The sequence below is a fragment of the Leeia speluncae genome (assembly GCF_020564625.1).
GTDB lineage: Bacteria > Pseudomonadota > Gammaproteobacteria > Burkholderiales > Leeiaceae > Leeia > Leeia speluncae.
In genome coordinates, this window is sequence record NZ_JAJBZT010000003.1 from 67,840 (window position 1) to 91,673 (window position 23,834).

Consider the following 23,834-nt stretch of genomic DNA (forward strand, 5'->3'; position numbering starts at 1 on the left):
CCTTTATGATGAACCATTGATTTGCAATGGTCTTCTTCATGCCGTTTGCGTACTCCCGAAAACTCACTGGCAATCTTCGCTCGAAAGAGGGCAACCGACATCTAGGGTTTATTCTCGCATTTGTCGCGGGCTTGATTAACGCCGGTGGTTTTTTGGCTGTTCACCAATACACATCACACATGACCGGTATTGTGTCTGCGATGGCAGATCATCTTGCCCTTGGCATGTATGGCTTGGTTTTTGCAGGTGTTGGCGCGCTCCTTTCTTTTCTATTAGGCGCGGCGAGTACTGCTGTGATGATCAACTATGCTAGACGCCACCATCAACTGACCGAGTTCGCCTTTCCCCTCTTGGTAGAAGCAGTATTATTGCTGGTGTTCGGACTACTTGGGGCGCAACTCTCTACCATCCACGGGTTTTATCTACCCATTACCGTGATGCTACTTTGCTTCATTATGGGTTTACAAAATGCGGTGATCACCAAAATATCGAAGGCGGAAATTCGTACCACGCATATCACCGGGATCATCACCGATATCGGGATTGAACTTGGCAAACTCTTTTACTGGAATCGTCACAAAGAATGGGCAGAGCCGCTAGTGGATGCGAATCATGATCGGCTAAAAGTATTGTGTTCACTTGCCGGGTTATTTTTTTCGGGTGGCGTTGTTGGTGCGCTCGGTTTTCATTACATGGGTTACCTCACTACTCTACCTATTGCGGCTGTCCTTCTCTTTTTGGCGATCGCCCCTACCATCGATGCGTGGAAAGACTGGCGACAAAAATAGCGCACCATCCGTTCAAAGATTCTGACTGCGTCTATCAGAAAATCTAGACCAACTCTTTTGGTAGGATTGATATGATCAACATTCATTTACAAGAAAGTTGAGCCAACCTATGTCTACTACCGAATTCGAACACCGCCCAGCGAATGAACGCGGCATTGCCGACTTTGGCTGGTTGCATAGTAAACACACCTTCTCTTTTGGACACTATCGCGACTTAAACCAGCGTGGCTTTTCTGATCTATTAGTCATCAATGACGATACCGTGCATGGTGGTGGTGGCTTTCCTACGCACCCACATCGTGACATGGAAATTTTTTCTTACGTATTATCTGGTGCATTGGCGCACAAAGATTCGATGGGAAATGGCTCGGTGATTGTGCCGGGTGACGTGCAGATGATGAGTGCAGGCACAGGCATTCGCCATAGCGAATACAACCATTCCGACACTGCAGACGTACACTTCCTACAAATTTGGATTGTGCCGAATCAAGAAAGCGTGACGCCCCGTTACCAACAAGTTAACTTTTCAGTAGCGGAAAAACGCGGCAAGCTGCGCACCATTATTTCGCCAGAAGGGGAAAATGGATCGCTTTCTGTTTATCAAGATGCGAAGGTACTGGCAGGTCTATTTGATGGAGATGAATCCGCCACTTACCAACCAGAAGGCGATCGCCATGTGTATATTCATGTTGCACAAGGGGAAGTAACCGTGAATGGCAACCGAATGGTGGAAGGCGATGGCGCACGGTTACGCCATGCAGAAGTAGTAGAACTTAGCCAAGGCAAAGGCGCTGAAGTGTTATTATTTGATCTTCGACCTAACGAATATCCAAGCTTCTAATGACCAACGCCAACCCAGTGACGATTGAAACCATCATCCAAAGACTAAGAGATTTTGCCAGCGAGCGGGACTGGGACCAGTTCCACTCGCCCAAAAACCTCGCCATGGCACTAACGGTAGAAGCCGCAGAACTGCAAGAAATCTTCCAGTGGCTAACGCCAGAAGAAGCCGCCCACTTAGACCCCGCCCAGCACCAGCACGCCGCAGAAGAAATCGCGGACGTATTACTCTACCTACTGCGTTTGTCCGACAAATTAGGGATTGATGTGTTGGATGCTGCCGTTAGCAAAATGGCAAAAAATGCGCTGAAATATCCGGTAGAGATGGCCAAGGGAAGTCATAAGAAGGCGTTGGGCGCGGAGTAACTCCTAATCTTAAATTTTAAATATGAATTTCACTTTTAAAGAGATACATATTTTTTCTTGAGAAAAGAACACAATTAATGCTTTGCCGTCTCTGCAACACCGCTGGAAAATTTTCCAAGTCTCACATTATTCCAGAAGCTTTTTGGAGAGAGTTACGCATTGGAAATGAAGCACCAATTCTAATTTCATCTCATGAAAACACCTACCCAAAACGTAGACCGATTGGAGTCTATGATTCCTCAATTCTTTGTGAAAAATGTGAGTCTACATTTAATGATTTGGATAGCTACGGCATTGATATCCTTTTAAACAAACGCCACACATACTTTGAAGAGATATCTAGAAAAAATACAATTGAAGTAGGTTGGCATTCTAGTACGATAGACAACCACAAGCTGCTTGCATTTTTAGTCAGTATTTTGTGGAGAGCGTCGGTCTCATCAGATGAATTTTACGCAAAGGTCCAACTTGGCCCTTTAGAAGAACTAGCCCGTCAAGTTGTTCTAAACCCAGAGTCAGAAATCCCTAGCATTTTTGATGCAGTTCTCTCTATTTGGAGAGATGACGAAATCAAAACAAGCCTTAAAAAGGCGATCATGGACCCATTTAAGGAAAAATGGGAGGGTGTAACTGCCTATCGTTTCTATCTCGGTAATATTGTTGCATACATAAAAGCGGATCAACGAAACTTTCCAGAAAAATTCAGAAAATTTTCAATAAAAAAAGCTAAAACAACTTATCTAATTGCTCGCTCTTATGGAGAAAGTCATGATTTTGAAGCGCTTCATGAGACAGCAGCTAAATCTCATCAACACCAGTTCGCGAGAGATCTCTCAAAGAATTCCCTAAACCCTTCTTAGACGTTATTTAATCTTAAGCATACGAGGCACACCACCCCATTGCTTTGACGGTTTGCCCTGTGAAAATGCCGCATTCGCCTTGGTCTGGCTGACCATCAATTGGCGAGTACAATTGGCAAACTTCGCAGCGCTGGCCTTTTTTGTAGTTTGGGATACTGGCAAGATCAACTTGGTTAATGTCTGCAATGTAATGCACTGTTTTTGCAAGCTCGCTGTTTTCATCAACCAAGGTTGGAGCGGCAAAAGCAGACTTTCCCAAAAGCGTTAGCGCAGCACAGGGCACTGCCAAGCCAATAAATTTTCTTCTGTCCATTTTCTTTATTCCTTAGCAATAAAAAATGGCATCCAAAGATGCCATTTTCTGTTCTACCGACTTAACCTAACCACTTACGTGCGTTATGGAACATGGTTAGCCATGGGCCTTCGTCTGTCCATTCTGCAGGGTGCCAAGAGAAGTTCACCCCTTTCATGGTGCGCTCTGGGTGAGGCATCATGATCGTAAAGCGGCCATCTGGCGTTGTCACACCGGCAATCCCATTTGGAGAACCATTCGGGTTGTGCGGGTAAACGTCGGTTGGCAAGCCTTTGCTATCTACATATTGCAATGCAGTTAAACCTGCGTTTGCCGTTTGGTCACCCTCTTGGCGGAACCAAGCACGGCCTTCACCGTGAGAAACCACCATTGGTAAACGGCTACCAGCCATGCCTTGCAAGAAGATAGATGGGCTATTTGCCACTTCAGCCATCACCAAACGTGCTTCGTATTGCTCTGACGCGTTACGCACAAATTTTGGCCAGTTGTTTGCACCCGGGATCAGTTCAAACAAGTTACTCATCATCTGGCAACCGTTACACACGCCAAGTGCAAAGCTGTCTGAACGCGCAAAGAACGCAGCAAATTCGTCACGGGCACGTGCATTGAACAAGATAGACTTCGCCCAACCTTCACCCGCACCTAGAACGTCACCGTAAGAGAATCCACCACATGCCACTACACCAGCGAAGTCTTTCAGGCTAATACGGCCTTCGATCACATCGCTCATGTGTACGTCGACAGACTGGAAGCCTGCGGTATCAAACGCGGCGGCCATTTCTAGCTGACCGTTCACACCTTGCTCACGCAAGATGGCCATTTTTGGTTTAGCACCAGAGCTAACAAATGGCGCAGCCAATGGGTATGTCACTTCTGCATACAAGCCACGGTCAGCTGTGTCGGTAATGCGAGCACGTTCTTGATCTGCGCAAACAGGGTTGTCACGCAGGCGCTGAATACGATAAGAAGTTTCAGACCAAGCAAGTTGCAGGTCTGCACGGGTTTCGTCTAGCAACACTTGGTCGCCTTGTTTCACCATTAGACGATCACTCGTATTTACCGCAGCCAAGTGGCTAGCAATGTCTGCTACACCGTTAATGGCCAAGATCGCTTGTACTTTCGCCAAGTCTGCTTGACGAACTTGCAGTACCGCACCCAACTCTTCGTTAAATAGCGCAGCCAATACATTGGCGTCTGCAGGCAGTTCAACGGTCGCTCCCAAGCGGCTAGCAAACATCATTTCCGCTACAGCAGCTAATGCACCACCGTCTGAACGATCGTGATAAGCCTGAACCAAACCATCTGCGTTTAGTTGCTGCACGGCATTGAAGAAGCCTTTTAGTAGATCGGTGCTATCAACGTCTGGCGCTTCATTACCTACTTGTTTGTATACTTGCGCTAGTGCAGAGCCGCCCAAACGTGCTTTGCCGTTACCCAAATCTAGCAATAGCAATACGCTATCTTCACCTGCTTTTAGTTCTGGGGTTAAGGTCTTGCGCACATCGGTTGCTGGAGCAAATGCAGAGATGATCAGAGACAGTGGAGAGGTAACGGCTTTTGCTTCGCCATTTTCATTCCATACGGTCTTCATCGATAGTGAATCCTTACCCACCGGGATGCTAATACCCAGTGCAGGACAAATCTCCATACCGACGGTTTTCACGGTATCAAACAAATTAGCATCTTCACCAGGGTGGCCAGCAGCAGCCATCCAGTTAGCAGATAGTTTGATATCGCCTAATTTTGCGATTGGTGCAGCCGCAATGTTGGTCAACGCTTCACCAATTGCCATACGGCCAGAGGCTGGTGCATCGATCAATGCCACAGGGGTACGCTCACCCATGGCCATTGCTTCGCCTAGCCAAGTTTTGTAACCCATCATGGTCACGGCAACGTCTGCTACCGGCACTTGCCATGGGCCAACCAACTGGTCACGTGCAGTCAAACCACCCACGGTACGGTCACCGATGGTAATCAGGAACGATTTGTCAGCAACCGCTGGCAAACGCAAGACACGGTAAACCGCTTCTTTTAAGGTAACGCCATCAAAATTCAGGGCTGGCAACTCACGCGCCACACGTTTTACGTCACGTGTCATGCGGGGTGGCTTACCTAGCAATACATCCATTTCCATATCAACAGCTGGCGTGCCTAGTAGGCTATCTTCTACTTTGAGCTGTTTTTCGGCCGTTGCGTGGCCAATTACGGCAAATGGGCAACGCTCACGTTCGGCAAAGCCACGGAATAATTCAAGTGAATCTGGATGAATCGCTAATACATAGCGTTCTTGCGATTCGTTACACCAAATTTCTTTTGGTGCCATCGCTTTTTCTTCGATCTGAATATCACGCAGTTGGAACACCGCACCGCGCTCAGAACCGTGAGCCAATTCTGGCATCGCATTAGAGATACCACCTGCACCCACGTCATGGATACTTAGGATTGGGTTGTTGTCACCCAACTGCCAGCAACGGTCGATCACTTCTTGTGCACGACGTTGCATTTCCGGGTTGCCACGCTGTACCGAATCGAAGTCTAGGTTGGCTGCGTTTGAACCTGTGTCCATCGAAGACGCGGCGCCACCACCCAAACCAATTAACATACCTGGCCCACCCAATTGGATCAGCAAGGCACCTGGAATCACTTCTTTCTTGAACGAGTGACGGTCATCGATATTACCCATACCGCCAGCAATCATAATTGGCTTGTGGTAACCACGGCGTTCGCCATCCACGGTTTCTTCGAAGGTACGGAAGTAACCTGCCAAGTTCGGACGGCCAAATTCGTTATTGAACGCTGCAGCACCAATCGGGCCATCAATCATGATCTGTAGCGGGGTAACGATACGGTCTGGCTTGCCATAACCTTCTTCGCTACCTTCAACCACTTCCCAAGGCTGTACAGCATCTGGCAAGTTCAGGTTAGAAACAGTAAAACCACACAAACCAGACTTTGGCTTAGAACCGATACCGGTTGCGCCTTCGTCACGAATCTCACCACCAGAACCCGTCGCCGCGCCCGGGAATGGAGAAATCGCGGTTGGGTGGTTGTGGGTTTCCACTTTCATCAGAATGTGGGTAGTGTCTTTTGAGTAGCCGTACTCGGTACCCTGTGGGTAGAAGCGCTCAATCTCTGCCCCTTCAATCACAGAAGAGTTGTCAGAGTAAGCGACCACAGTGCCTTCCGGGCTGGTTTTGTGGGTATTACGAATCATGCCGAATAGTGACAATGGCTGCTTTTCGCCATCCACAATAAAGTCGGCATTGAAAATCTTGTGACGGCAGTGCTCAGAGTTTGCCTGTGCAAACATCATCAGCTCGACGTCGGTCGGGTTACGCTGAATGCGTACGTAGTTTTCTAGTAGGTAATCTACTTCGTCTTCCGACAAGGCCAAGCCCATGTCGCGGTTGGCTTTTACCAAAGCATCGCGGCCGCCGGTTAGTACGTCTACCGATTCTAGGCTACGTGGAGACTGGTGAACAAACAAGCCTGCAGCGTCGCTCATCTCACGCACAACGGTTTCTGTCATGCGGTCGTGGATGAGGTCGTAAACCACTTTCAGTACGTCATCGCTGGCAGGTGTGCCATCTGCATTGCTCACGTAGTAAGCAATGCCGCGCTCGATACGCGCAACATTTTCTAAACCACAATGTTTAGCAATGTCGGTCGCTTTAGAAGACCAAGGAGAAATCGTACCAAAACGTGGCAAGACCAATAATAGGCTACCCGTTGCCTCACCGGCAGGTTTGAATTCATCGTAAGTCAATAGCTTTTGCAAAGTCGCCAATGCATCAGCAGACAATTCGCCTTCGTGTTCAATAATGTGCACCCAAGTGGTTTGGATACGAGGAACAGCAGGCAATTTGCCGGCGAGCGAATCAGCCAATTTAGCTAGGCGGAAATCGGAAAGCGCTTGAGCGCCGAACAGCGGGGTAATCTGAGGCATGCGGACACCAGAAACAGGTTGAAGACCGATTAGAAACATACGCGTCAAAATGACGACAGATGGCGCGAATGATACCCGAAAACCACTGATTTTTCGAGCAAAATCAGCACACTCTACGTATTCTGCCGCATAAAGACCCACGAAAGCGAATCACTTTTCCGCTACAATCGGATGTTTACCCAATTTGTCTGATGACACGAGATGGATCTTACGAACACACAAACCTTACCCGCCTTATTTTTTGTCGGCTTACTAGGCGGCGTGCATTGCGTTGGAATGTGTGGCGCATTAGTCACTGCATTTGGGATTAGTGATTTTGGCCCAAAAAGCACCACTCGCCTACTCACCCTGAACGTAGGCAGAATGTTTACCTACAGCCTACTTGGCGCCGTCGCGGGTTTAGTCGGGCATGGGTTTAGCCAGTTGTTTGCCATCCCGGTGGCGCTCTATATTTTTGCGCAAATCATGTTAATTGGGCTGGGACTTTATTTGGCAGGGTGGCGTTCGTTCATTCCGTATATCGAGCAATATGGCAAAGCGGGCTGGCAATCTTTACAGCCAATTTTGGGCAAAGTGATCCCACCTAAAACCGGCAAGCAAACGCTTTTTGCGGGGATGATTTGGGGTTTTATCCCATGCGGCTTGGTCTATAGCGCACTGAGTAGCGCTTTACTATCCGGTAATCCGATTGAGGGAGGACTGGCGATGCTCGCATTTTGGCTGGGCACCTTGCCTAATTTGCTAGTGATTGGACGCTTCTCTTTTGTGCTGCGCAAATGGATGCAGAACACAATGGTGAAAAAGGCGGCGGGTGTTCTGGTCTGCTTATTGGGCGTGTACGGGCTTAGTCACCTTTGGTTTTAAAACCACGGAAATTTTTCTTTTTTTCAAAAAAGAGTGCATTTCAGTAATGAGAATGCTTTGCAAATACGCTTTTTTGATACATCCTTGACGTATTAAATACATCACGCGGGAAATTCACACACATTCGTGAATGAGGCACATATAATGTCCCAATTCAGTTGCATGCTCGCTACTGTTTACATAGGCTAAGCACACAACAATAAAGAACATGGAATGCTAGACAAGTTAAAAGCCTTTTCTAAAAACCTGAATCCGCTCAATAAAGCGCTTGAAACGGCCATGGGAATAAAAACCATGCCGTCTGCGGCAGCGGTCAGCTTTTTCAACGAATGGCTACCTCAACAAGAAGCAATCCTTGCTAGCCCAGACAAGCTACAGTCGCTAATGAGTACGGCAGAGCCCATCTGCAAACAACACTTCATCGAACTGTCGACAGAATTAATGAAAGGACAGTTAACCAAGTTACGTGTTCAACTGTTCTCGTCTTCTCTTACTCCCTTTACCGAAATGCTTTTCCAAGCCCATTTAAGATGTGTTCAGGGTTACAAAAGCAGTTTGTTATCAATGGGGGGAGATGCGGTTTCTCCACATGCCGGTTTAATTGCCTGGGGCACACGAAAACTTCAGCTAGAGTTTGTGACGACCCACCAAGCAAAGCAGATGAAGTGGACCGAGGTATATAGCTGCGCACCACTTATTCTGCAAAACAAGCTACCAACAGCATCACTCTCTGCTGCGAAAATTGAGCTAGCTCACTTCTGCCTATTAGCAACGGGGTTGGTCTCGGAACTAGAAGTAAGACGAATTGAGATTGTGAACCGCCTAGCGAGAATGCTTGCGCCATTCTTAATTTTCACACCGCAAAGAAGCAATGGTTTGTGTTACTTGCTCTCTCCTTCTTTAGAGCAACCGCCTGCATTAATTAAACCAGAAGACATTCTCACGGAAGCGCAACTAGAAAACGCTGTTTTTCTAGATATTAATCGTGTGCTAGATGAACTCCGCGCCTTAGAGCACATGATTGGTCAGCAAGAAACGTTGCCCACCAAACTCAACTATGACAATACACTGCATGTAACAGAGGTGTTCGTTACCATTCGTCAGTTAAGAGACAAATGGATGGGCAAGGTAAATACGCGTCGCCATGATCGGCGCCAATTAGACCGTGCAGCACTCATTGCATATGAGTTCCCTGCCATTCGCCGCAAAGTAGCAGGTACAGAAGAAAAGAATAGCTTAGCTAGCCGCGCATTTGCCATGGGCTTAGACGATGGTCGGATTATCGACATTAGCCAAAGCGGTGTCGGGATTACCATCCGTGCGGCACCGTGGGCTAAAGTGGGCTTGGCCGTTAGCATTCAGATTGAAGGAAGTGCCCGTTGGGTAGTCGGCATTATTCGCCGAATTACTGCCCAAGAAGCAGAAAGCAGCATGTTGCTGGGGATAGAGATTTTATCGCTCACCCCGGAATCAGTCCGATTGGTGGAAGCAGCCAAAATGTCGGTGTGGGAAACCACCACCAATGTGGCTGCGTTCGAGAACATTTTTGGGGTTTGGATTCCACCAAGCGCTCAGAGTCATCAGCAAGCGATGATTCTACTAGAGCAAAAACAAGTCTCCATCGGCAAATCTTACGGGATTTATTACAAAGGCCAAAAGAGTAAGATTCGCATTAAAGACTTGGTAGAAATGGGTGACAACTTCTTCCGGTACGATGTAGATATTGAGGCTACTGAAAGTGGTAAAGCAGAATCGAACCAGCAACTAGACTTCTAAATGGCTGATTTACAAATAAAAAATAGGCACCTTGAGTGCCTATTTTTTATTTGCGAACGTACCAGCGAAATGCCTTAAATCTGCCCTAAGAACCAGTTCACAATATAGAAGTGGTCTTCAAACAACTCGCTCTCCATCCTTGAAAAGTGAGACAACGGCACCCAACTCGCTTTGTCTGCGTCATCGCTGCCCTTCACTTTCGGAAGCCCTTCTTGCGTTGGTGCTAGCTCGAAAAGGAAAGCATGAGTAATGGTTCTACCACGCAGGCTACGCTCCGGATGATCAAACACGCGCGAAGTCCGGATAGAACCAGCCAAGACGGGCTCTGGTACTTTTAGACGCGTTTCTTCACGTAATTCGCGAATCACACCGTCTTTAAGCCGCTCGTGCTGTTCTACAAACCCACCGGGCAACGCCCACAAGCCTTTACCCGGCTGCGCACGGCGGCGCACCAATAAAATATGGCCTGAGTGAATCACGACCGCATCTACCGTCACAAACGTCGGCGGATAAGGGGCTGCACGCCACGCGGCTTTATATTGGTGAATAAACCGGTATTCGGAGGCGAGGTTGTCGTAGGCAGGCGTTTGCTGAAAATCCTGCAAATACGATAGTACCGGTGGCGGAATCAAGGTCTCGAACGGGGCAAAACACTCTCCCCCTTCAAAGAAAGCATGGCGAATGGCATTGGCGTTCGGGCCGGGTACTTCGTCAGTACTAATACGTTTCCATTGAGGGAAGAAGTCCAGATACCCGGTATCCAAACCAAGCTGAGAACCAATCATCCCGATCCGGAAGCTCGCTGGTCGACTACCCAAACTGGCGGTATCCACTGCAATCACCTTGTCTACCGCGTTTTGTACTTCGGTCACCCATTGCTGATCGTTATACATCCGATCAGACACACCGACGCAATACACACGGTTTTGCTGTTCCGCCGTTAGGCAAGCACGAAGCATGGATTCGCGCTCTTCAACCGACCAAGGCAGTTCGTAGCTTTTCGAGCGACGTGCCGAACCGCAGACCACAATCAGCTTATCGGCCAACTCCAACGCTTTTTGCACGGTAGCTAAATGACCAACGTGAAATGGCTGAAACCGGCCAATATAGATAATGTAATCGAGCATGCTTACGCAGGCACCGCTTCTTTGACCACTACCGGTGCTGCATTTAGTTTGTAGTGTTGTTCAGAGAAAGCTAGCATGCGTTCGATTGGCAGACGAGCCGCTTCGATCGCTGCAGGTGTCAGGTAATCGATCTCGATACCGTGACCAGCTTGCGCGCGTTTGACTGCTTCGATGGTATTTAGCTTCATGTACGGGCACTGGTTACACTGGCAACCCGCGTAGATTGGTGCTTGGCGAATATCCAATTCTGGACGAGCCAACTTCATGTTGTACAAGATGCCATCTTCGGTCGCGACAAAGATCACGCTATTTGGTGCTTTATCGAACGCTTTTACCCAGTTGAGCATACCAGAGGTAGAGCCAACATAATCTGCCTGTTGCAATACTGGCAATGGGCTTTCTGGGTGGGCAATTAGGTAAGATGGCAAATCACCTACGCTAGCGAAGCCTTCATCTAACGCTTGCTGGTTGAATTTGTCGTGTACTTCGCACACGGCAGACCATAACGGCATATCGTAACCGTATTGGAAGTTTAGGTACGCGCCCATGTTGCGGTCTGGCGAGAAAATCACTTTTTTACCCTCTGCGTACAGATGGGCAATGATGTCGTCCACATTGCGGCTGGTCACAATCCAGTCTGACAGTGCTTTGTGTTCGGCAGAAGAATTAATATAAGACACATGCACGTGATCTGGATGCGCTTCGCGCCAAGCTTTTAGCGCAGTCACATCGGTTTGTTCGACCAGTGAGCAGGTAGATCCACGATCCGGCAATATCACGGTCGCGTTTGGATTCAAAATTTTGGCAGTTTCTGCCATGAAGCGCACGCCAGCAAACACGATAATATCGGCTTCGGCATCGCGAGCAAACAGGGAAAGTTCAAGACTATCACCCACCTTATCCGCCATTTGCTGGATTTCAGGGGTGGTGTAGTAATGGGCAAGTGTAACAACCTTGGCCATAGGAGTTCCTCCTACGAATATGAGCAGCCCGTCTCTCGGACTACCAGTATCTATGAGCAAATTGTCAGTGCAACGCACCGTTTTCGTTTTGCAGCCTACGTCTACGACGGAATCCCCGCCTCTTTAAACTGCGATTCGTATTTTGCTACAAGGTTTGGTGGTTGCCAATATGGTGTAAGCGGTTGTGTGCGGAAAATGCAACGGAATATTGGCAATGCAATATTTACCCCTACTTGATGTGCATCAAGCGTGATTGCTTGGTCCCTATAAATAAGGCGCGCATAATGACGTGGTCAACTATCTACCTTGTGATGTCTGATGCTTAGCACTTTCAAAAATACCGCACTGGCGAACCTAATCATCCTTAGTGGTGTGTTCCTCGTTGCCTGCCAACAACAAGAACAAAACTCCATAACTGGTTACATTGAGGGGGATTACACCTATTTATCTACGGCCTCTTCTGGATTTGTTTCTGAAGCGCCCGTGTCTCGCGGGCAGGCGGTGATAGCTGGGCAGCCGCTATTTAAGGTAGATACGGCTCCAGAAGATGAAGGTTTGGCGCAGGCGAATGCGCAGGTGGATGCAGCGAAGAATCAGGTCAAGAATTTGCAGGCGGCCAAGCGTGAAACGGAAATTGCGGCGTTGATGGCTAATTTGACATCTGCGAAAGCCGCGTTGCAGTTGGCAGAGATTGAATACAAGCGTCAGTCTAGTTTGCTTAGTCAGAAATTTGTTTCTGCTTCTGTTGTTGATGCTGCAAAGAGTAATCGCGATCAGGCAAAAGCGACAGTGAGTGCTTTACAGGCACAAATAGCAACTTACCGCTCCCCCATTGGTAGAACCGGAGAAGTAGGGGCGGCAACGGCGAATGTTTCTTCAGCCGAGTCGGTAGTTCGTCAAAAGGCGTGGTTAGTGGCGCACCAGTCGGCCACTGCGCCTCAAAACGGTTTGGTGAGTGAGGTGTTTTATCAGCCCGGCGAATGGGTGAATGCGGGTTCTCCGGTTGTACGCTTTTTGGCAGATAACAAGCGGTTAATTCGATTCTATATTCCGGAAGCTCTACGAACAAAGTATCAGACGGGCCAAGTGATTTCTGTAACTTGTGATGGGTGTGGCCAGCCGATTTCTGCGACCGTACGTTTTATTTCTGCATCCGCAGAATATACGCCCCCCGTGATTTACAGCGAACAAAGCCGGTCTCGATTGGTGTTTCGGGCGGAGGCAACGATTTCTGGTAATCGCACCGCTTTACCATTAGGTTTGCCGGTTAGCATCAAAGCGGCAAACCATGAGTGACCATGAACTCATCATTGATGTACAGGGGCTGAATAAACGGTTTGGTGATCGGCATGTCGTTAAAGATCTTACCCTGCAAGTAGAAAAAGGTCAGATTTACGGTTTTCTGGGGCCAAATGGCAGTGGAAAAACCACCTCTATCCGAATGCTATGTGGCCTGCTGACACCGGATAGCGGGCAAGGTCATTGCCTGGGACTGGATGTGATTCAGCAAAGTGCAGAAATTAAGCGCCAAGTAGGTTACATGACGCAGAAGTTCTCGCTGTGGGAAGACTTGAGTATTCGCGAGAATCTGGAGTTTGTAGGGAGATTGTTTGAAGTTCGCCAACGCAGACAGAAAGTAGATGAAACCCTAGAAACGCTAGGGCTGACCAGCCGCCAGCACCAGCTAGCCGGCACATTATCTGGCGGATGGAAGCAACGTTTGGCCTTGGCATCTTGCCTGCTGCACTCACCCAAGTTACTGCTATTAGATGAACCCACGGCAGGGGTAGACCCGCAAGCCAGGCGGGAGTTCTGGGAAGAAATACACCGATTATCAGCAGAAGGCATCACGGTACTGGTGTCGACCCACTATATGGATGAAGCAGAGCGGTGCCACCGCTTGGCTTACATTGCCTATGGTGATTTATTAGAGACTGGCACCGTGGCAGAAATTTTAGCTCGGCAGCAGCTTTGTACTTGGCAGATTCATGGCGCGCTATCGCCCGAAGCTATTTTGCAACTGAAGCAACATCCAAATGTAGAACACGTCACCAGCTTTGGTAATGCGCTGCATGTGAGTGGGAAAGATGCGGATCAGCTTGGCATGCTACTCGCGCCATTCACACACCTGCCAGATATTCGTATTGAGCCAATACAACCCACGTTGGAAGATGCCTTTATCCATCTCATGAAGTCTAGTCAGGGAGGGAAAGCATGAAGTTTTCTTTCCAGCGCTGGCTAGGGATTCTGATTAAAGAGTTTATCCAGCTTCGGCGCGATAAGCTCACCTTTGGCATGGTCATTGGTATTCCGATTATTCAGTTATTACTGTTTGGATTTGCGATTAATTCAGACCCCAAGCACTTACCAACCGTCTCGGTGGTGGCAGAACCTGGCCCGATGAGCCGTAGCTACTTAGCGGCGATTTCGCAGAGTGGGTACTTTGATCTAAAAGGGGATGTATCCCCAAAAGAAGCAGAACGCCTACTAGCAAGTGGGGAAGCACAGTTTGCGATTCATTTTCCGGTGGGTTTCGAAAAAGACTTAATTCGCGGCAAAACACCCAGTATTTTAGTAGAAACCGACGCGACCGACCCGATGGCTATTGGCGGTGCGACCTCGGTACTCAATAAGTTAGGTGCTGATGTATTAGCGCCAGACCTACCCGGCAGACGGCTGACCAGCGCACCGCTATTAGAATTACGCTTACATCGACGATACAACGCCGAAGGCATTACCGCCTATAACGTGGTGCCCGGTTTATGCGGGGTGATTCTCACCATGACGATGGTGATGATGACGTCTCTTGCCATGACGCGTGAACGCGAGAGGGGGACATTCGAGAATTTACTTGCCACCCCTGCTACCCCGCTAGAAGTCATGACCGGCAAGATTATCCCGTATGTGCTGATTGGTTTAGTGCAAGTCACTCTCATTTTACTGGCGGCGTATTGGTTATTTCATGTGCCAATGGTGGGGAATCTGGTGTTGCTATATGCAGTGATTTTGCTATTTATTTGCGCCAATTTAACGCTAGGCATTACCTTTAGCTCGCTAGCACGAAACCAGCTGCAAGCCATGCAGATGACTTTCTTCTTTTTTCTGCCATCCATGCTGCTATCTGGCTTTATGTTTCCGTTTCGGGGGATGCCAGAATGGGCGCAATGGGTGGGGAACTTACTTCCCCTTACCCACTTTCTGATCTTGGTACGCGGTATTTTGCTAAAAGGTAATGAGTTGGCGCTCCTGTGGGGTCACATTTGGCCCATCGTTGCCTTTATGGTGGTGATCATGTTGCTGGGGTTAAAAACCTACCGCAAAACCTTAGACTAGCCGCGACGATTACACCAACGCAAATACAAGTAATACAGAGGTTGTGAACACACCAGCAAAAACACCAGCCTTGCCAACTGGCTAGCGGTAATGTAGGCCACGCCTAAGTGCAGATTGCGGGCAGTTAGGCACATCTCTGCCAACCCACCAGGTGCAGTTGCCAAAATGGCCGTCGGCACAGACACATGGTGCCACCATGCCAACAACAGCCCAAAAGCCAGAAGCAGCAATTGGGATAAGATAATTGCGGCCATGATCCGTTTGGCGATTTGCCGAATCTGCGAAAACATTCCTTGGCGGAATCGACAACCTAGCGCCGAGCCAATTAGCCATTGCCCCATGTTCACAACTTCATGTGGAACGGCAGACAGCGGCAAACCGTTAGCAGTCAGAACAACCGACATTAATAGCGGCCCAAACAACCAAGCATTGGGTAATTTGGCTTTGCTACATAGCCAGCCTGCTATAACTCCGATGATGGTGAGTAATGCAATCCCACTCGCGCTAAAGGTTAAATGAAGCGGTTGATAGGTATCTGCGCCACTCGCGCCAGAAAGTACCATACCAATGGGCACAGTAGACACTACTAATACGACCCGAATCGTATGGCAAAGTGCGATGATGGCTGGCTCGCCGCCATGACGCGCCCCCAAAACCGCCATTTCGGCAGCACCACCGGGTAACATCGCAAAAAAGGCAGTTGCCCTCGTCAAGTGGGGCAAGAGCAACCGCATCGAAAGTAAACCCACGGATAAAGCCGCCAAACAATTCAGCAACAACCAGATGGCATCGTTCGCCATGGCGTGTATGACAGGCGAAGTAAAGTAATGCCCCAACGCCAAGCCAATCACCAGCTGCCCTGCTTGCCGCCCCCCTTCTACGACAGCGGTTTTTACCCCTCTCATCCCTAATAAAGCGGTAATGAGTAGTGGCCCAAGCATCCAGGGCAGTGGTATGTGCAAATGTTCAGCGACAGCACCAGCCAACAGGCTAGTGACTGTCGTGAGTAATAATGGTTTTATTGCGGAAATAGCCATAGCGCATCGGTTGGCAATGAAACTTGATGCTGACCAGCACTCAATGGCTCGGGGCCAAACGCACGCAAACGTAGATGATCATTCCCTGCTTTGACATGGAACAGATGCTCCCAGCGGTCGCCCAAGAACATAGAGGTAATATGATCTGCCGTTAGCGCGTTATCGTTACCACCAGTCACCACTTTTTCTAAGCGAATCAGCGCGGTACATTGGCTACCGGCGCTCATCTCGCCTTTTAGAACGCCTTGTAATTGCGTGCCGGCAATTTCCACCACGGCCTTCCTACCTTCGACTGTTTTCACGCTGGCCGGCAGATGGTTGTTGCTCCCCATAAAATCTGCGGTATAAAGCGATTGCGGCGTGGAGTACAGCTCGGCAGGAGAACCCGCTTGCTCGATGCGACCATCTTTTAATAGCAAAATCCGGTCAGACATCGCCATCGCTTCGGTTTGATCATGCGTCACCACCAGCGCCGACAAGCCCATGGTTACGATCAATTCGCGCAACCAAGCTCGCGCTTCTTCGCGTAACTTGGCGTCCAGGTTAGAGAGTGGCTCGTCCAACAAAATCACCGGCGGGTTGTAGACCAACGCACGCGCAATCGCGACACGCTGCTGCTGACCACCAGATAATTGATGCGGATAACGCTCTGCCAAGTGCCCAAGCCCTAAGTTCTTTAGCGCTTGGCTAACACGGTCTTTTATCTCTGCTGCATTCACTTTCCGCAATGTCAGGCCATAGGCCACGTTATCGAATACAGTACGATGCGGCCACAAGGCGTAGCTCTGGAATACCAAGCCCAAATTACGCTTTTCAACCGCTAGTTCAAAATCGCGACTACCGTCAAATAAGGTGCTACTACCCAGTTTGATTTCGCCTTGAGAAGGATGCTCTAAGCCTGCCACTGCACGTAGCAAAGTGGTTTTCCCACTACCGGATGCGCCTAACAACGCAACCACTTCGCCCGGTGCCAAATTAAACGACACGCCTTTTAAGATTGGATTGTCGCCATATTGAAGATGCAAGTTATTTACAGAGAGATGCAGGCTCTCTTTTGCAGGATTACTCATGTAGATTCACTCCAAACTTCAATGCAATGGCCAATCCAATGGCGACCAGTGCGACGTTAATCAGGGAAAGTGCAGCCACAATGTCTACCGCACCTGCGGCCCATAGTGACACCAGCATCGAACCGATCACTTCGGTTCCAGGAGATAAGAGGTACACGCCGGTGGAGTATTCACGCTCGAAAATCATGAACATCAACACCCAGCTAGATAGCAAGCCAAACTTAATCAGCGGGATGGTCACGTCGCGGCTAGTGCGGCCGGCCGATGCACCCAAAGTTCGAGCACTTTCTTCTAGTTCTGGCGCAACTTGCAACAAGGCACTAGAAATCAGACGCATCCCATATGCTAACCACACCACGGTGTAGGCCAGCCAGACGCTAATTAAGGTGCTGCGAAGCTCTTTTAGGCCAGGCACAAACAAGAACACCCACAAGAAAGCCAAACCAGCCAACAAGCCAGGTACCGCACGAGGGATTAACACCAGATAATCGACAATACGGGTTAAACCATCTTGTTTGCGATGCGATGCTAGGCCAATCGCGGTATACGCCATCACAGCCACCGCGCCACCAATCACCCCGATTAAGACACTATTGAGCACCGAGCGAAGCAGGTTTGGCTGATTCCAGATTTCTGCAAACGCATGCAAGGTAAAGGCTTCAGAGAACGTCACGCCTTCGCCCCAGAAGCTAACAAAGGCACGGAAAGTAATCCCGCTGAGAGGCACCACCACAGTCACAAACAACCACATTGTCACTAGTGCAAACGCGGCCCAACGCCAGTTGCCTAATGGCAAGCGTTTTTGACGGGTAACTTTGCCTTTGACGGCGATATAACGGTTGGCACTACGCAGCAAATAACGTTGCAACAACACCAGCGGAAAGGTCACACAGATCAAGCAAACGGCCACCGCAGCCATCAAGTGATAGCTAGGAATACCTAATTTGTTTGTTAATTTGTACAGGTAAGACGCCAACACCAAGTGGCCTTCCGGATCGCCCAAAATCAATGGCAAACCAAAAATTTCGAAGCCCAAGAAGAACACCAATACCCCTGCGTATAGCAGTGATGGCGATACCATTGGCAAGCTAATTCGTCTTGCTACTTCAAATGGGCTAGCACCCGATACGCGCGCCGCTTCTTCTACATCCGAACCCAGATTTTTCAGCGCAGAGCTAGCATATAGATACACATGAGGTACATGGGTTAGCCCGGCAATCACCGCAATACTACCAACGGAATAGATATTCCAAGGGATCACACCAAACAGTTGCTGGAACCACAAGGAATAAAATCCGACCGGCCCGGTGGCCACTACATAACCAAACCCCAGCACGAACGGAGACACAAACACTGGTACCATCACCATCAGTTCAATAGCACGTCGGCACGGTAGATCAGTACGCGCGAGCAAGAAAGCCAACGCCCCACCTAACGGCACTGCAATTGCCAGCATGGTTACCGCAATAATGATGGTGTTTTTCAATGCGCTCCAAAAATCCGGATCATCGAAAATAAAACGATACGCATCCAAGCCATACGCGTGATTCGGCATAAAGAAAGGCGCATCTAATCCACTTTGCCAAACCACCAAACCAATCGGCATCAGAATGGCGGTCAGCATGATGAGCACCACCGTCATACGGGGTAGCCCATATCTTGCCAAGATATTCATTACGGCATCCTTTCAGACAACACGATCCCATGTGCCTGAACTAACAGGACACCCAGCATCGATTGACAGAGGGAAAACGCCCTCCTCTTCGGAGGGCAGGACTCAGGAAATTAGCGGCCTAGCGCTTTTTTCCATTGCTTGATGAAATCCAGACGTTTTGCTTGGTCTAGATAAGTGAGAAGGCCAGGGCCAACCGCAACAGGTTTTAGCGCACCGCCCAATACACGGCCTAGATAATCACCAGAAGCTTCACCTGGGATATCTTTGCGTACAGAGTACAAATCGGCAGAGGTTGCCAGAATGGATTGTCCACGGCGAGACAATACGTAATCCGTCCACAACTTAGCAGCATTTGGCGATTTAGCCGTTTTAGAAATAAACATGAGGCGAGAGATCACCAAAGAGTAATCCGTCGGCATCACAAAACCGATGTTAGGGTCTTTCTTCGCACGGGTAATCGCGTAAGAGCCCAAGATGTTATAACCGATCAAGTTCTCGCCAGAGGAGATACGCTCCATCATCCCGCCGGTAGAGGATTGCAATTTCACATCCACCGTACCAAATGCCTTGGCCAGATTCCAGAAGCCTGGGTTTACTTTGGCGTCTTGGGTAATAAACAAGAAGCCCGTACCGGATTTCTCGATATCATAAGTAGTGACTTTACCTTTGTACTTGGCGGTGTTCTTGTTTAGCAAGTTCACAAGATCTGCGTGAGTTTTGGGTACTTCAGCGGTAGGAACTAAACGCTTGTTGTACACAATAGAGATTGGCTCGTATGTTGTACCAAATACTTCATCACGCCAGTGCGCCCAATCCGGGATGTTTTTCACTTCAGGCGAGGTGTATTTCATGGCATAGCCATCGTTTACTAACTTCACCTGCAAGTCCATTGCAGAACTCCACAATACATCGGCAGAAGAGCCACCCGCAGCAGTTTCGCTGATATAGCGGTTGTAAAGTTCGGTTGAGTTCACATCGTTGTATTCGAGCTTGATGCCAGGGTAGGCTTTTTGGAAGTCTTGCAACAATGGTTGCATCAAGGCGGTATCGGTCGTTGAATAAACCACTAGTTTGCCTTCCTTCATCGCACCATCAATCACCGCTTGGTAATTAGACGGATAGCCAGCAGGCGCTGCTGCAAATGCGCTAGTCAAAGGAAGGGTAGCCAGCACGGCCAATAAAAGGCGACGTTTCTGATTCATTTCAAGTATCTCCAATTTTAGTGTCTATTTTTTTGTTGTTTACCGATACATTTTTTTGCAGACAATGTTCGGTTAGTGCTGGCATGATAAAAAAAGCAATCTTTCAACTACCTTTCATTCATCAAAGTTTTTTTGTAAGGTGATTTTATGCGCCTCTTGCTCGTAGAAGACAACCCAGAACTTGCCGCATCGCTAAAGCGCGCGCTTACAGATGCCCGCTTTGCGGTTGATCTTGTCTTAGATGGTTTAGCCGCAGATGCCGCCTTGCAAAGAGACGATTACGCCATTTTGGTGCTAGATGTTTCGCTACCCAGATTATCAGGGTGGGAGGTACTCTCCCGCTTACGCAAACGCGGCAGCAAACTGCCTGTGCTAATTCTTACCGCCCACGGCAGCGTGGAAGATCGCGTGAAAGGGCTAAACTTGGGTGCGGATGATTACTTGGCCAAACCATTTGATTTAACTGAATTAGAAGCCCGTTTACGCGCGCTACTTAGAAGATCGAACGGCGCTCCGTCAGCAGATATTCAGTGTGGTGATCTCACCTACGATAGTAACCAACGCCGTTTCAGCTTAGGGGTAGACCATATCGCCTTACCACCAAGGGAGCATGCGATTTTAGAAGTTTTGCTGCTAAAAACCGGCAAGACCGTCAGCAAGGATCAGTTACTAGAACAAATTTGCAATTTTGACGATACCGTTAGCCTAGAAGCCATCGACATTTACATTCATCGACTACGCAAAAAACTAGAAAACGCCAACGTTCAAATTGTCACGCTACGTGGCTTAGGCTATTTGCTAGAGCAAAAAAATAATGGTTAAGCTCGTCCGAAGCTTACGCGGTCAACTACTCATGTGGTTGATGATTCCGCTCGGCCTCTTGCTTGGTTTTAATATTTGGCAAACTATCGATGCCTCCAAAGAGCTCGCTAATGTCGCCTATGATCGAACCTTACAGGCCTCGGTTCGGACCATTGCCGAACGCGTCACGATTGATGAAACCGGCGTACATGTCGATATTCCTGCCGCTGCACTAGAAATGTTCGAATCCCAGTTCCAAGATCGCGTCTACTACAGCGTCACCCTCAACACAGGCAAGCAACTAACAGGCTATGCCAACCTACCCTCCCCCCCTAAAACCATTCGCCCCACTCCGCAGTCCCCCATTATTTTCTTTGATGCCATCTATCGAGGAGAGGAAGTCCGATTTGCTGTTTTTCAACGCCCATTATTTGCGGGTAAGCACATGGTCGCCACCGTACAAGTGGGTGAAACGCTTAGCTCGCGTACCGCCCTTGCGAATCAAATTGTCTGGGATGCGGTGCGTGATCAACTCTGGATGATGGCGTTAGCGGCCTTCTTCGTCGCTATCGGGATACACCGCGGATTACAACCGCTCCTGCGGCTGCGCGACAAAATCCAACGTCGGGAAGAAGGCGAACTTTATCCATTTAACGAAGAAAAAGTACAATCTGAACTCAAACCACTGGTAGGTAGCCTTAACCAAACCATGCGTCGTCTACAGTCCGAGCTCGACGCACGGCAACGTTTCATTGCCGATGCTTCTCATCAGCTTCGCACCCCACTCACCTTACTGTATACCCAAGCAGAACTTGCCCTACGCGCCACAGAGCCCGCCAGCATGCAAGCATCGCTCATCGAGTTACACCAAAGCACCAAGCAAACCGTGCGGCTCGCCAATCAGCTATTGTCTTTATCTCGTGCCGAGCCAGACAGCGTGCAACATTTAGAATTCACCCCGCTAGATCTCACCACCTTTGCCAGAGAACTCACCGCCGAATTTGCAACAGCGGCCAGAAGCAAACAGATTGACCTAGGATTTGAAGGGGACGAGACGGCCAGTATTGAAGGCAACTCGCTACTCTTACACGAGATGATTTCAAACCTGTTGGATAACGCCATCCATTACACGCCCAACCGTGGCTTAGTCACCGTGGCAGTCAAAGTCGATCCTTACCATATCTTGCTGCAAGTCTCCGATAGTGGGCCAGGTATTCCCGCATCAGAAAGAGAAAGGGTATTCGAGCGCTTTTATCGCATCCTAGGGACAAAAGAAACCGGCTGCGGACTTGGGCTTGCTATTGTCAAAGAATGTGCACAAGCGCACCGCGCAACCATCTCTTTGAGTAAAGCAGAAGAAGGCGGGCTAAAAGTGGCGGTTCGCTTTCCAAAAATAGATGCCTAGCCGCATACGGTTTTTTCAACGTACCAGAGTATCCCCTGCTAAAATCGCCTTTGTTTAAACGCCAGCCAAGAGCACTACCATGGAATTCTTCCCTATTTTCATGAAACTGAAGCAACAACCCTGCCTCGTTGTCGGCGGTGGCGAAGTTGCCTTACGAAAAGCGAGCTTACTAGAAGCCGCAGGGGCCATGGTGTGCATCGTATCGCCAGAATTACACCCAGAATTACAAGCCAAAGTAGATGCTGGCAATATGCAGCATATCAATGGCTTCTTTGAACCAAGCCAAGTAGAAGGCAAGCGAATCGTCATTGCAGCCACAGATGATCAAACAGTGAACGAAGCCGTTTATCACGCAGCAGAAGCCAGAAGTATTCCGGTAAACGTGGTCGATCAATCCGAACTTTGCCGCTTTATCATGCCCGCCATTGTAGATCGCAGCCCACTAATGATCGCCGTCTCGACTGGCGGGGGTGTACCGGTATTAGCCAGACAAATGCGTACCCGGCTAGAAAGCCTCGTCCCGCATGGTTTTGGTCAATTAGCCAAGCTAGCCAGCGAATTTAGAGTCAAAGCCAAGAGCGCCCTGCCAGACGTTGGCACTCGTCGCCAATTTTGGGAAGAAGCACTACAAGGCAGCATTGCCGAAAAGGTATTTGCCGGCAAACTGGAAGAAGCCCGCAGAGATTTGGAAGAACAACTCAGCACGCCAGACATTGCCCGCTATCAACGCGGCGCGGTATACCTGGTCGGCGGCGGCCCCGGCAACCCCGATCTACTCACCTTCCGCGCCTTGCGCCTGATGCAAGAAGCGGATGTGGTGTTGTACGATAATCTGGTCGCACCAGCAATTGTGGAATTAGTACGCAGGGATGCAGAACGTATCTATGTTGGCAAAAAAACCAACCAACACACCCTGCCGCAAGACGACATCAACCAGCTGTTAGTCAAGCTAGCCAAAGAAGGCAAAAAAGTCCTACGTCTAAAAGGCGGTGACCCCTTCATTTTTGGCCGTGGTGGCGAAGAAATCGAAACCTTGGCAGAAAATGGCATCCCGTTTGAAGTCGTCCCAGGCATCACCTCCGCCGCCGGTGCCTCCTGCTATGCGGGTATCCCACTCACCCACCGCGACTACGCCCAAGCCTGCACCTTTGTCACCGGCCACCGCCGCGAAGGAGAAGAAGCGCTAGATTGGCCACGGCTAGTCCAGAAAAACGAAACCGTGGTGGTGTACATGGGCGTTGGTCAATCCGCCAGCATCTGCCAACAACTCATCCTGCACGGCCGCGACAAAGACACCCCTGCCGCCATTGTCGAACAAGCCACTACCGACAATCAGCGCGTCATTACCGGCACGTTAACGACATTACCCGAGCTAATCACCGAAAAAGGCGTCAAATCCCCTGCGCTAATTATTATTGGTGATGTGGTGAAACTGCACGATAAACTGGCGTGGAGGGGGTAAGCAAGGC

Annotated in this window: 20 protein-coding genes; 12 read left to right on the forward strand and 8 right to left on the reverse strand. The window is 49.2% G+C overall.

Annotated features, from left to right (window positions below; genetic code table 11):
- Positions 1 to 38: 38 nt before the first annotated feature.
- The 4 genes from LIN78_RS06285 (at position 39) to LIN78_RS06300 (ending at position 2,854) form a co-directional block, all read left to right on the forward strand.
- A complete protein-coding gene (locus LIN78_RS06285; protein ID WP_373307744.1) occupies positions 39 to 788 on the forward strand; it encodes a YoaK family protein in 750 nt (249 codons plus the stop codon).
- Positions 789 to 897: 109 nt separating this feature from the next.
- Positions 898 to 1,629: a pirin family protein gene (locus LIN78_RS06290; RefSeq protein ID WP_227179644.1), complete on the forward strand. Its 732-nt coding sequence runs from the start codon at positions 898 to 900 to the stop codon at positions 1,627 to 1,629.
- Positions 1,629 to 1,994, forward strand: a complete 366-nt coding sequence (locus LIN78_RS06295; RefSeq protein ID WP_227179646.1) for a nucleotide pyrophosphohydrolase — start codon at positions 1,629 to 1,631, stop codon at positions 1,992 to 1,994. Before LIN78_RS06290 ends, LIN78_RS06295 begins: the two co-directional genes overlap by 1 nt.
- A gap of 77 nt (positions 1,995 to 2,071) precedes the next feature.
- A complete protein-coding gene (locus LIN78_RS06300) occupies positions 2,072 to 2,854 on the forward strand; it encodes a hypothetical protein (RefSeq protein WP_227179648.1) in 783 nt (260 codons plus the stop codon).
- 13 nt (positions 2,855 to 2,867) lie between these two features.
- Here LIN78_RS06300 and LIN78_RS06305 read toward each other — a convergent pair whose 3' ends face one another.
- Positions 2,868 to 3,167, reverse strand: a complete 300-nt coding sequence (locus LIN78_RS06305) for a high-potential iron-sulfur protein (protein WP_227179650.1) — start codon at positions 3,165 to 3,167, stop codon at positions 2,868 to 2,870.
- A gap of 61 nt (positions 3,168 to 3,228) precedes the next feature.
- Positions 3,229 to 7,113, reverse strand: coding sequence for a phosphoribosylformylglycinamidine synthase (gene purL, locus LIN78_RS06310; protein WP_227179652.1), 3,885 nt, complete (start codon positions 7,111 to 7,113; stop codon positions 3,229 to 3,231).
- A gap of 201 nt (positions 7,114 to 7,314) precedes the next feature.
- Between purL and LIN78_RS06315 the strand changes: the two genes are divergently transcribed.
- Complete coding sequence (locus LIN78_RS06315; protein WP_227179654.1) at positions 7,315 to 7,977, forward strand: sulfite exporter TauE/SafE family protein; 663 nt, start codon at positions 7,315 to 7,317, stop codon at positions 7,975 to 7,977.
- Positions 7,978 to 8,190: 213 nt separating this feature from the next.
- A complete protein-coding gene (locus LIN78_RS06320; RefSeq protein WP_227179656.1) occupies positions 8,191 to 9,753 on the forward strand; it encodes a PilZ domain-containing protein in 1,563 nt (520 codons plus the stop codon).
- Positions 9,754 to 9,827: 74 nt separating this feature from the next.
- Here LIN78_RS06320 and LIN78_RS06325 read toward each other — a convergent pair whose 3' ends face one another.
- Positions 9,828 to 10,880, reverse strand: coding sequence for a bifunctional nicotinamide-nucleotide adenylyltransferase/Nudix hydroxylase (locus LIN78_RS06325; RefSeq protein ID WP_227179658.1), 1,053 nt, complete (start codon positions 10,878 to 10,880; stop codon positions 9,828 to 9,830).
- Between the two features lie 2 nt (positions 10,881 to 10,882).
- The gene (nadA, locus tag LIN78_RS06330; protein WP_227179660.1) at positions 10,883 to 11,842 is read right to left on the reverse strand and encodes a quinolinate synthase NadA; all 960 of its coding nucleotides are present in this window, start codon (positions 11,840 to 11,842) and stop codon (positions 10,883 to 10,885) included.
- Positions 11,843 to 12,160: 318 nt separating this feature from the next.
- On the opposite strand from nadA, the gene LIN78_RS06335 reads away from it, so the two are divergent.
- Genes LIN78_RS06335 through LIN78_RS06345 form a run of 3 tightly spaced genes read left to right on the forward strand, consistent with a single transcriptional unit; the run spans position 12,161 to position 15,175 of the window.
- On the forward strand, positions 12,161 to 13,138 hold the full coding sequence (locus tag LIN78_RS06335; RefSeq protein WP_227179662.1) for an HlyD family secretion protein: 978 nt from the start codon (positions 12,161 to 12,163) through the stop codon (positions 13,136 to 13,138).
- Positions 13,131 to 14,060 (forward strand): ABC transporter ATP-binding protein, encoded by a 930-nt coding sequence (locus LIN78_RS06340; RefSeq protein WP_227179664.1) that lies wholly within the window; start codon positions 13,131 to 13,133, stop codon positions 14,058 to 14,060. Before LIN78_RS06335 ends, LIN78_RS06340 begins: the two co-directional genes overlap by 8 nt.
- Positions 14,057 to 15,175: an ABC transporter permease gene (locus LIN78_RS06345; protein WP_227179666.1), complete on the forward strand. Its 1,119-nt coding sequence runs from the start codon at positions 14,057 to 14,059 to the stop codon at positions 15,173 to 15,175. The genes LIN78_RS06340 and LIN78_RS06345 overlap by 4 nt, the downstream gene beginning before the upstream one ends.
- On the opposite strand, the gene LIN78_RS06350 is transcribed toward LIN78_RS06345, so the two are convergent.
- The 4 genes from LIN78_RS06350 to LIN78_RS06365 all read right to left on the reverse strand — a co-directional run bounded on the left by LIN78_RS06350 (position 15,172) and on the right by LIN78_RS06365 (position 20,159).
- Positions 15,172 to 16,212, reverse strand: coding sequence for an AbrB family transcriptional regulator (locus tag LIN78_RS06350; protein WP_227179667.1), 1,041 nt, complete (start codon positions 16,210 to 16,212; stop codon positions 15,172 to 15,174). The genes LIN78_RS06345 and LIN78_RS06350 overlap by 4 nt on opposite strands.
- Positions 16,194 to 17,282, reverse strand: coding sequence for an ABC transporter ATP-binding protein (locus LIN78_RS06355; RefSeq protein WP_227179668.1), 1,089 nt, complete (start codon positions 17,280 to 17,282; stop codon positions 16,194 to 16,196). The genes LIN78_RS06350 and LIN78_RS06355 overlap by 19 nt, the downstream gene beginning before the upstream one ends.
- Positions 17,275 to 18,957 carry an ABC transporter permease gene (locus LIN78_RS06360; RefSeq protein ID WP_227179670.1) on the reverse strand — a complete coding sequence of 561 codons (1,683 nt, stop codon included), beginning with the start codon at positions 18,955 to 18,957 and terminating at the stop codon, positions 17,275 to 17,277. Before LIN78_RS06360 ends, LIN78_RS06355 begins: the two co-directional genes overlap by 8 nt.
- Positions 18,958 to 19,067: 110 nt before the next feature.
- Positions 19,068 to 20,159 (reverse strand): ABC transporter substrate-binding protein, encoded by a 1,092-nt coding sequence (locus tag LIN78_RS06365; protein ID WP_227179672.1) that lies wholly within the window; start codon positions 20,157 to 20,159, stop codon positions 19,068 to 19,070.
- 147 nt (positions 20,160 to 20,306) lie between these two features.
- On the opposite strand from LIN78_RS06365, the gene LIN78_RS06370 reads away from it, so the two are divergent.
- The 3 genes from LIN78_RS06370 (at position 20,307) to cysG (ending at position 23,827) form a co-directional block, all read left to right on the forward strand.
- Entirely contained in the window at positions 20,307 to 20,981 is a 675-nt protein-coding gene (locus tag LIN78_RS06370) for a response regulator (RefSeq protein ID WP_227179675.1), read from the forward strand.
- Positions 20,974 to 22,365 carry a sensor histidine kinase gene (locus LIN78_RS06375; protein WP_227179677.1) on the forward strand — a complete coding sequence of 464 codons (1,392 nt, stop codon included), beginning with the start codon at positions 20,974 to 20,976 and terminating at the stop codon, positions 22,363 to 22,365. Before LIN78_RS06370 ends, LIN78_RS06375 begins: the two co-directional genes overlap by 8 nt.
- Before the next feature lie 79 nt (positions 22,366 to 22,444).
- Positions 22,445 to 23,827 (forward strand): siroheme synthase CysG, encoded by a 1,383-nt coding sequence (gene cysG / locus LIN78_RS06380; protein WP_227179679.1) that lies wholly within the window; start codon positions 22,445 to 22,447, stop codon positions 23,825 to 23,827.
- Positions 23,828 to 23,834 lie beyond the last annotated feature (7 nt).

Excerpts from the sequence above, each read along its gene's own strand:
- LIN78_RS06285 (WP_373307744.1), top strand. The coding sequence starts at position 39 with ATGCCGTTTGCGTACTCCCGAAAACTCACTGGCAATCTTCGCTCGAAA.
- LIN78_RS06290 (WP_227179644.1), top strand. The coding sequence starts at position 898 with ATGTCTACTACCGAATTCGAACACCGCCCAGCGAATGAACGCGGCATT.
- LIN78_RS06295 (WP_227179646.1), top strand. The coding sequence starts at position 1,629 with ATGACCAACGCCAACCCAGTGACGATTGAAACCATCATCCAAAGACTA.
- LIN78_RS06300 (WP_227179648.1), top strand. The coding sequence starts at position 2,072 with ATGCTTTGCCGTCTCTGCAACACCGCTGGAAAATTTTCCAAGTCTCAC.
- LIN78_RS06305 (WP_227179650.1), bottom strand. The coding sequence starts at position 3,167 with ATGGACAGAAGAAAATTTATTGGCTTGGCAGTGCCCTGTGCTGCGCTA.
- purL (WP_227179652.1), bottom strand. The coding sequence starts at position 7,113 with ATGCCTCAGATTACCCCGCTGTTCGGCGCTCAAGCGCTTTCCGATTTC.
- LIN78_RS06315 (WP_227179654.1), top strand. The coding sequence starts at position 7,315 with ATGGATCTTACGAACACACAAACCTTACCCGCCTTATTTTTTGTCGGC.
- LIN78_RS06320 (WP_227179656.1), top strand. The coding sequence starts at position 8,191 with ATGCTAGACAAGTTAAAAGCCTTTTCTAAAAACCTGAATCCGCTCAAT.
- LIN78_RS06325 (WP_227179658.1), bottom strand. The coding sequence starts at position 10,880 with ATGCTCGATTACATTATCTATATTGGCCGGTTTCAGCCATTTCACGTT.
- nadA (WP_227179660.1), bottom strand. The coding sequence starts at position 11,842 with ATGGCCAAGGTTGTTACACTTGCCCATTACTACACCACCCCTGAAATC.
- LIN78_RS06335 (WP_227179662.1), top strand. The coding sequence starts at position 12,161 with ATGCTTAGCACTTTCAAAAATACCGCACTGGCGAACCTAATCATCCTT.
- LIN78_RS06340 (WP_227179664.1), top strand. The coding sequence starts at position 13,131 with ATGAGTGACCATGAACTCATCATTGATGTACAGGGGCTGAATAAACGG.
- LIN78_RS06345 (WP_227179666.1), top strand. The coding sequence starts at position 14,057 with ATGAAGTTTTCTTTCCAGCGCTGGCTAGGGATTCTGATTAAAGAGTTT.
- LIN78_RS06350 (WP_227179667.1), bottom strand. The coding sequence starts at position 16,212 with ATGGCTATTTCCGCAATAAAACCATTATTACTCACGACAGTCACTAGC.
- LIN78_RS06355 (WP_227179668.1), bottom strand. The coding sequence starts at position 17,282 with ATGAGTAATCCTGCAAAAGAGAGCCTGCATCTCTCTGTAAATAACTTG.
- LIN78_RS06360 (WP_227179670.1), bottom strand. The coding sequence starts at position 18,957 with ATGAATATCTTGGCAAGATATGGGCTACCCCGTATGACGGTGGTGCTC.
- LIN78_RS06365 (WP_227179672.1), bottom strand. The coding sequence starts at position 20,159 with ATGAATCAGAAACGTCGCCTTTTATTGGCCGTGCTGGCTACCCTTCCT.
- LIN78_RS06370 (WP_227179675.1), top strand. The coding sequence starts at position 20,307 with ATGCGCCTCTTGCTCGTAGAAGACAACCCAGAACTTGCCGCATCGCTA.
- LIN78_RS06375 (WP_227179677.1), top strand. The coding sequence starts at position 20,974 with ATGGTTAAGCTCGTCCGAAGCTTACGCGGTCAACTACTCATGTGGTTG.
- cysG (WP_227179679.1), top strand. The coding sequence starts at position 22,445 with ATGGAATTCTTCCCTATTTTCATGAAACTGAAGCAACAACCCTGCCTC.